The sequence below is a fragment of the Pseudomonas sp. ICMP 3272 genome (genome assembly GCF_001466905.1).
Classification (GTDB): domain Bacteria; phylum Pseudomonadota; class Gammaproteobacteria; order Pseudomonadales; family Pseudomonadaceae; genus Aquipseudomonas; species Aquipseudomonas amygdali.
Genome location: NZ_LKEK01000091.1, coordinates 1 through 8946 on the forward strand (window position 1 = coordinate 1; position 8946 = coordinate 8946).

Consider the following 8946-nt stretch of genomic DNA (forward strand, 5'->3'; position numbering starts at 1 on the left):
ACAAGCAGCTCCTCCAGCAAGACTCGATCAATAACACCATCATCAATGGTGCCCACATAAGTAGTACCTAACAGAAACTCAAAGAAAATATTTTTTTCAGGTGGTTTTTTACGGCACGAATTAGTTCTTCCACCTCATCTAGATTTTTCGAGCCCATATTAATAGAGAGTGTGTTTTGCTGCAGTGCTGAATAAAGCTCTAATATTCTACCCACTACTTCTGCGCCCCCTTCATCTATTGGGTCAATAAAGTTTGGCGGGGGCAATGCTCCATATTCTTGAGGCGGCGACCTCATTCACAAACTGCTGCACCTTAGATCTAATGTGCTGATCCAAATCCTGAGCCACGTAGAAAATTAACTGTTGCTTTTCATGCTCTAGCGACTCTGAATGCATTATTCAGCTCCTTTTTTCGACGGATATGCCGGGAGAGCAGCCTCTGGACCGCCCGGATTATACCTAAAACCTCCTGGCATGTGCGCGTCCATATGCCGGGAGAGCAGCCTCTGGACCGCCCGGATTATACCTAAAACCTCCTGGCATGTGCGCGTCCAAATGCCGTGTATCAGGCAGAGGCACAGTAAGTGTGTGCCCCCTGAACATGGTGCATAGAAATTCTTTCGCCCTTTGGCCCTGCATCTTCAGGGAAAGCCCTAACCCATGCATCGTCGACTTTTGGAGTTCGTCCTTTAGCAATTGCGGCCCTATTTTCAGAACTTAATATTTGACCATACCCAAGGTCATCCCAGTTATCACGCAGTGCACTCCAATCTACGGCATTTGTACGAAAACATTAGGTGCGGGAGGCACTACTTCGCTTGCCGCTTTTGCACCTTTTACATAACGAACACCAAATGGAATGGCGTTCCGCTTTTCGCCCAATATTCAGCTGCTTCCAACCAGGCCGTTGCAAAGCACCCCAACGCATATGGGGCCTGAGACCATCCTTTAGCCGCTTCGCGTAGAACGAGACAATAACTGTCAGCAGGAAACCAATCCATATCACCCAGACACTCGTCGAGAGCGTCCCAGTTATTCCCAAAATAATCTGGAAACTTCATGGCCGATGCCACAACCTCAAATAAATCCTTCTCTGACCTTACATTCACTATTGAGCCTCTAGCAACCATACCTCCTAGAGAATCTAATGCATGCTTAATTTCCTCAGCGCGTACAAAGTGGATCGAAACTGTCGAGGCTTTTTTCAAATAGTTAATACTCGCCATGATTACCGCCTAATCGGATCAACTTGTATAAAATTGTCGTAATGATCTTCTGTGTAGTACGTCCTGCCAGAGTTCCCATCTTGAACTACGCGACGTTTGGCGCGATTATTAGCACCGGGTGTATCAACGGTATACTCACGATAATCCCCTTCTGGAAGCTTACCTTCTTTATTCCTAAAAATGGTTCCATCTTTCTTATAAGGAAAAAGACCACCAGTTTCGATACGGTCAAGGGTCTTATTTACCTCGGCTATACGATCAGCATCCTTGAGGGGAAGATTCCTAGCGCCTTTTGCACCCTATTCAACCTTTCAGCGCTGGCAAAGACAGCACTTCATCGTACTGTGGCCAGTCTTCCCTCGCGCGTTTGAGCACACCTTGCATTAACTCGTCCAACTCAGGCACTGGCTGCTCGGGCGGCAATTGATCAAAGGGCGCGGCCAGCAGCGGATGATCAATCTTCTGCGGATTGGCTAAACCTTCCCACTGGCGCAGGCGCAAGATATAGAGAATTTCCACCGGCACGCGCTCCAAGTGCCAGTCCTGATTGAAATCGTAAGAGTTCTTCTGGCTCTCTTTGCCGGTTTGCCAAGTGTGGCGGTCACACGCGGCCAACAGACAGGGCATCAGGTCGTCGGGGCTGGGAGTGCGCCACTTGGCCAACAAGGCTTCGTAGATGGGTTCGTCGTAAGCATAAGCAGGCCATTGATGCGAGACATCGCCCACCCAATCGGCAAACACACGCAGCATAAAGGCTTGGGCACGGCGGTGTTGCTGTTCGTACTCAATCACTAATTGATGCCCACGGTTGAGAGCCGCATGGGTGAGGTAGCCCTGATGGATGACGGCATCCTTCCAGCCCAGGATAGCCATGGTGGCCATCATATTGCTGGCGGTTTGGATGCTGTAGTTTTGGCGGCGTCGATCATTGCCTGCCGCTTTGGCAATAATGTCGAACTGGCCCGCCCAGAAGAACAACTGCCAAATTCCTACTTGGTAATAGCGCAGCCAATGGGCCAATTCCAGAAGCCATTGCGGGTTATCTGGTACGGTTGCCAATACCTTGTGGGCCCGAGTGACGGCCATCCATTCGGAACTACTACGCGTAACGTTGTCACTATTCGGTACAGGCATTGATGGCTTCGCAACTGCATCGCCGCGCTCAACATATTCACGGATGCCATTCAACTCGTATTCATCTGAGACGTGTGGCCCCTTAGCTATGCGTCCCAGCACACTTTTGTAGGAGGGCCATTTCGGGTTTACGCCCGAACGAGCGAACTGAATTACTTCTTGGTCCATGGTTCCACCTTAAATTCTGCTACACCTGTTTTACCGGGGGCGGGAATACCGACTTTGACTGTTACACCTTGAACCTGGGTTTTTGCTGAATCCAACGCCGCTTGCAAAGCATCGCGCAAAGCAGGATCGGAGTCGGCAATTGATCTATTACCCAGCCACCCCTCCAACCGCATTCTCGGATCTCCATGCGGCGTACCGGCCTTACTCACGCCATTCACCGAAGACTTCGCATCCATAACCACCACAGTAATGGTATCGCCATTGATTGCCACCGCACAGCCATCGCAGCCATGGTTGCTACTGTTTTGCAGAGGTTTGAAATTGAGGCCGGTTTTCTCGTTAAGGGTTTGCAGGGCCAGTTGCTCGCCCAACACCCCATCATTTACAAGCGAACCGGTCTTCCAATTGGGAAGGTGCGACAGCGGAATACTTTCAAATGTCTGCCCAAACAGGTCTTCAACCGAGCTGAGCTTGGGGGGGCTTATTACATCAGGGGTAACCTGGCCCGGCCCTTTTGCACCAATATCATCTCCAAGCTCTAATCGGTCAAGCACATTATCAAGCTTTTTGCCGATGGCCTTTTCGACCAATGCATCCCCTGTGCTTGCCACACCCTTGGCGCCGGTAACGGCTGCAAATATCCGGATGGCCAGCAAAGTCTTCTGGGCAGTGCCAACATCTTGACCGTAGATAGCATTCAACTTCCCGGAAAGCTCTGAATTCAACGCTACAGCAGTGCCTTCACCTATTGCCTGACCACTTTCCTTGAAGCTATCAACAACCCCTTTAGGCAGCCCGGTTATACCTTCAAAAATACCGTTAAAAATGGCTGAAGGGTTTTCTTTCGCTGCCTTGGCGAGATCGACGACACCGTCCTTGAGCGCAACTCCTGAATCTTTCAGCTCCTTGAACAGTCCCGCACTCAGGTCGCGACTGATACCGCTCTGGACGAACTGTTTATAAAAAGCTGGATCGGCGGAATCAGCAAACATTTCAGGCCTGAACAGCTGATTATTTTCCGCGGTAAACAGTTTCTGATCGGTACCCAGATTATTTACAAAGGTCTGTCCTGCTTTCGCGAGAAATCCTTGAGCAGCAGGGTCGTCGCCATCACTCAACACTGAGCGCCACAACATATCCGTGTTTTTCAGCGCTTGCTGGCTAAGGCGCTCCATGGCTGCCTGCTCTGTTATGTCCAGATCCTGAGCAAATTTTTTCGCGTTTTCATTCAGCCATTTCTGTTCTTCATAGTGCAGCTGCCGATTGTATGTTGTCGCGTATTTGGCTACCTCGGCCCCTTTGGCTACGTCTCCATTCACCGCAGCAGCGGCTACGATACCTGTGAGCTGAGACGCCATTACCTCCAGGTTCTTGTCACCGCCTACCATGTTGCTGATCACATTGATCAACGCTTCGTTAGCGCCTGCGGCCATCGCGCCGGTTTTGAAATCGCTACCAGTAGCCTCAGCCACAAGGCCACCCATCAAGGCGTGCGCCAATACTTTCTGAATACTGCCGTCTTCGTATTTTCCGAGAGCCCAACCTCCAACAGACTTAAATCCAACGGCCATACCAATATTGCTGGCTTGGCCAGCCAACGCATTGCCAAGATTGTCTGAGTAACTGCCGCCATTGATAACTGTGTTTACGAACGCGTCGGATGCGGACTTCATCAACACTGCTTGCACACTTTGCAGGTTGAAGCCGAGCGAAGCAGGATCGTAGCCAGGTATCATGCCAGCCATCGCGGCTGATGTTAGATAACCCTTCAGCGAACTGGACGAGGTGACATCCTTAAACGCTGCTCCAATATTGCCTTTGTTATTAATTGTGCTTATCACTGCCTGAGAAGTAGCGGAAGTCAAACCTGCAACAACTGCTGCATTTGCAGCAGTACCAATTGCCGCAGCCGTTGTGGTGGAAATACCGGCAGCCGTCGCCGCTCCGCTAGCAGCAGAGCCTGCTGTCGCACCCGCTGTAGCGAATGTGCCAGCCCCAGCAGTTAACGCCGTAACGATGATAATGATCGCCAGCATTGCCCCCTGACCGAGGCTTGAATTGTTGTACTTGAACGAATCATGTACCTCTTTGATCTGACGCCAATCCACATCACCGCGCTGCTCAGCATCCTTAAGCCACGCCAGTTGTGGGTCTGCCTTTACCATCGCATCAATGGTCTGGCTGACGCTTTGCTGGTCAATCTGTTTGATGTCGATTTTCAAGCCTTCGACAGCCCGGATCGCTACCTCGCCTTTGGCCACCAGCTCGCTCTGGCGCAAGGTTTCGTCGGTGTTGCCCTTACCTTTACTCGAATTCCAGGCAAGGTCACTTTTGCTCTTCTCGTGACTCTCCTGATGCAGATCCTTCACACCCTCAAACGTAACTGCACCACCACTTTGAATCGTCAGGTCCTTACCGCTCTCCAGCTTCGCGGCCTGATACTTCTGATCGCCTCCGCTCGACAGCAGCGAATCACCACCAGTGGTAATTTCACTGCCGATGTTTTTCACATCAGTGATTTCGTCACGCTTGGTTTTCTTCGCCCCAAAACTCCCCTTCTTCTTTTTGTCATACAGCGAATAATCACTGTCCTGCGCAGCCAAGATGTCGAGGTTTTCACCGGCAACCAGGTACGCCTCTTTACCCGCAGTAATACGGCTGGAGATCACGGAGAGATTCTGGCCAGCCTGCAAGGCAACGCTGCCTCCCGCGTCAAGATCGGCGGCAACCTGGCTGACGTGGTCTTCCTGGCGGGTCAGTTTTTTGCTTTTCGACAGGGAGTGTTCTTCGTCCGCCGCAGAGCTGATGGTGAGGTTTTCGGTCGCGGCCATGGCGATGTCGCGTTTGGCGTCGATCTGGCTGGCGATGACGGAGATGTCGCGTCCGGCCTGAACGGTCAGGTCGCGTCCTGAACTGGCGGTTGAGCCCAGTTGGGTGATGTCGCTGCTGTTGTGTTTGCTGTCCGAGAACAGGCTGTTGGTGACTTCGGTCGGGGCGATGGTGACGTCGCGTCCGGCCTGGATGCTCATGTCACGACCGCTTTCCAGCACGCTGCCTTTGTTGATGACGTCGCGGCCTGCCGAGATGCTCATGTCGTTGGCGGCTTCGATGCGCGCGGCGCTGTCGGCGAATTCGTTATGGCGCTGACCGCGTGCGCTGTTGTCCATCGAGGTGATGCTGCGTTCGTTGATCACATCGCCGTTGATCGCGGTCAGTGAAACATCGCGACCTTTGATGATGCCGCCAGCGGTGTTGATCAGATCATTACCCGCGAGCAGATCGAGCCGGTTGCCGGCTTCTATCAGGCCGGTGTTGATCAGGTTGTTGCCTGCGACTGCCGAGAGGTTGTTGGCGGCGTGCAAGGTACCGACGTTGTCGAGGTTCTGGCCGGCGATCAGTGAGACGTCGTTACCCGCAATCAATGCCCCGGTCGGGCCAAGGCGATTGTCGGCCTGTGCCAGATACAGCACCGGCACCAGCACTTTCTCGCCATTCACTTCGTGCTCTTCGAGCCAGACGATGTCGTGGGTCAGCGCTGCGACTTGTTGTGAACTCAGCGATACGCCGACAGCCAGGTTCAGTTGCTGTTTGCTGGCGATGGCGTTGTTCATCAGGTACTTGAACTGCGCCTCGTTGGAGGTCTGTCCATCGATGAAGGCCTGACCAGTGCGGGCCACGACTGCCTGCTGAACGAGGCGCTGTTCATACAAGCCGTCGCCCAGACGCTTGGCGCTGACTTCCGGGTCGTAGCCCAGACCGGCCAACAGGTAGTCCGAGCTCATGAATTGCTTGAGTTCGGTGAGGACCGGGTTGGTTTCGATCAGGTATTTTTGCGGTTTGGAAACGAACGAACTGCTGGGCAGGCCCTGCACTCGGGTAACGGTTTGTGCTGCGGCAGCAGCGACCGGGCTACTAACCGTTGCAGTTACCGTGCGGCCCTGAGCGTCGGTTACAACCTGACCGGCACTGTTGATACGCGTGCCCTGCACCATGCCGGCATTCTGGACCGCCGAACTACTGGATCCTGTGGCGGTTATAACCGGCAGACCCGTCGAACCTGCATTTTGCACAGGCAGCAAAGCACCACTTCCCTGATTGCCCGTCGCTATACCGGTGACGCTGTCGACGCTGGTTACACCTGTGGAATCAGACGTATGGCCCGGTAGTACAAATCCGCCTAGGGGCGCGGCACCTGGCGCGCTGGCGTCGAAGGAGGATGCATTGGCACTCACGCCAGCGCCTTGTCGTGTAACCGAAGCAAGCTGACGAGTAGCGTTGGATATCTGGCCTACCGAACCGATCTGGATGGTGCTTGCCTGTGCATCGGAAACGGTTTGCTCGCGTTGAGCGACGGAGACCGCTGCGCTGCCCATGGTCCAGCTTTGAGGCAGGCCGATGGGTTGGGCAACAGCGGCTGCGGTACCGGTCTGGCCGCTCAGACGGAACAGTCCGTTCTGGCCGGTGGGCAGGCTGAAACCTGGCAGGCTTAGTGGGTTGACCTGTTGTTGGGCCAGGTCTGGGGGGAGCTGGGCATTGATCCTGATAACTGTGGCGCCAGTGCCAGAGGTACGCGTGTCCTGAACCTTGCTGGTGCCTGCGCTGCCTGCATAGTCTTGGTGAATGACACTGTTTTGCAGATCCTGCTTGGCATTAATGGATACATTTCCGCCCGCTTGAATGACTGCACTGCGTCCGCCGTTACCGCTGCCGTCTTTGGCGACTTCAACGTCGCTGACCAGCGTCAGTCCGCTCAAGGCTGAGGGCAACTGCATGAGGTTCTTCGGATCGTATTGAGAGGCAGGAGTTACGCCCCACGCATAGCCAGCAAGGGTTAGTGGATAGCGATAGCTTCCTACGATCTCGCCGCTCTCAAGATCTTTTACACCGATGTATTTATAATCCGTGCGCTCACCTTTGCCGGCCCTTTCCGTGTAAATAGCGGAGTACGGAACACCGAGCTTCAAATCTCCATTTGCGTTGACGTAATAAACGTTCGGAAAATCAGGGTTGTTCCGCTGGTTGTATTCGTCAACCGTCGGCAAAAATCGTTTAACAGTACCGTCCGTAGCACCACCTTGGTAATACGTACGAGTACGTTCAACTATCCCGCTCATCGCACCAATATTATTGACATTGTCCGCCTGGATCGAAATGTTGCCCCGAGCGCTCACGGTACTTTTGCTGTTTAGGAAACTGCTGCCGGTAAAAGTGAAATCGCTGCCAGCGGTCAACAATGCAGACGCACTGGTATCGCTATCCTGCCCAGCGTCGAATTTCTCCCGAGCAACGTAATTGACTGAATAGTGGTCACCGCTGCAGTCTAGACACTGCACGGCTATAAAACCTGAGACTAGTGTCCGGCCTACTGCAAAGTTCTGTATACCCTCCGAACCTACCGTTCGATTTTCAAACGAAGTTGCGCTAATTATGAATTTACTACCGCTCTCCATGGAACCTGAAATGTTCGAGACTTGGTCCGCGCGCGTAGTGCCATAGCCGCCAATGGTGAGATTACTTAAACTGTAGAAATCTCCCATCCTATTGGTCAGGGCCGCGGTATTTACCTGCATCTCAGCACCACTGAAGATCAGCCCTTGGCTGTTGGTCAACGCAGCAGTGCTCAAGGTCAGGTTTTGAGCTGCGCCCAAAGTGCCATAATTTGCAAGACTGCCTGTATTGATGATCAGATCAGCGCTTGACGTCAGACGACCATAGTTCGTCAATTGGCCGCCCACATTGACACCCGTTGTACTGCCGCTGGCAATCGACGCTGCAGTGCTAAGGTTTAACTGTGCGGCTCCGACAGTCATTGCGCCTAGACTGCTAACCCGGCCATTGCCAGAGTAGGTACCGCCGATATTCAGGCTCAAACCACCATCACTCGCAATCAACCCATCATTCGTCCAGTTACCGCCACTCCCACTGAACGAATTCGACGCCAGCAACTGCCCGCCCGCCGTCTGATTCAAGGTTCCGACATTCACCGTCAATCGCCCGGCCTGAATCACGCTGCTGTTGGTCCAGCTATCGGCACTAAGTGTCAAACCACCACGGGTAACGACGCTGCCGCCAGCATTGGTGACGTTGGCCGTAGAAATATCAAACGTGCCATTACCCGTATGCAACAGCGACCCGCCACCATTCAAAAAGCTGCCAGCGTTGAGAATCAGGTCGCTGTTGGCGCTTTCCAGGGTGCCGTTGCGGTTGTCGAACAGGTTGCCGATCTGGAAGTTTGTGGCACCGCCACCGCCCAGCGCACGCAGTTGTCCGGTCTGGTTGTCCAGACTGGCAGCGGTCACGGCCAGGGTGCTGTCGCTTTCGATGATGCCGAAGCGGTTGTTCAGTGCGCCGCTCAGGTTCAGCTCGACCTGGCCACCGGCGATCTGGCCGTCGTTGTCGCCGCTGTTGTCGAAGTTGCC

The 8946-nt window shown here is 53.5% G+C and carries 4 protein-coding genes and 1 pseudogene; all 5 read right to left on the reverse strand.

The features are described from left to right. Window positions 1–564 precede the first annotated feature (564 nt). Entirely contained in the window at window positions 565–759 is a 195-nt protein-coding gene (locus tag AO068_RS29835; protein ID WP_161936606.1) for a hypothetical protein, read from the reverse strand. A 76-nt stretch (window positions 760–835) separates the two neighbouring features. Beyond that, on the reverse strand, window positions 836–1225 hold the full coding sequence (locus AO068_RS23255; RefSeq protein ID WP_058409586.1) for a barstar family protein: 390 nt from the start codon (window positions 1223–1225) through the stop codon (window positions 836–838). Between the two features lie 2 nt (window positions 1226–1227). After that, window positions 1228–1485 (reverse strand): annotated as a pseudogene (locus AO068_RS29840) (ribonuclease domain-containing protein); the annotation flags it as partial. Window positions 1486–1528: 43 nt separating this feature from the next. After that, window positions 1529–2203, reverse strand: a complete 675-nt coding sequence (locus AO068_RS23260; protein WP_058409587.1) for a hypothetical protein — start codon at window positions 2201–2203, stop codon at window positions 1529–1531. A gap of 308 nt (window positions 2204–2511) precedes the next feature. Further along, a partial coding sequence (locus AO068_RS23265) for a DUF637 domain-containing protein (RefSeq protein ID WP_177342402.1) occupies window positions 2512–8946 on the reverse strand: 6435 nt, incomplete at its 5' end.

Excerpts from the sequence above, each read along its gene's own strand:
- AO068_RS23255 (WP_058409586.1), bottom strand. The coding sequence starts at position 1,225 with ATGGCGAGTATTAACTATTTGAAAAAAGCCTCGACAGTTTCGATCCAC.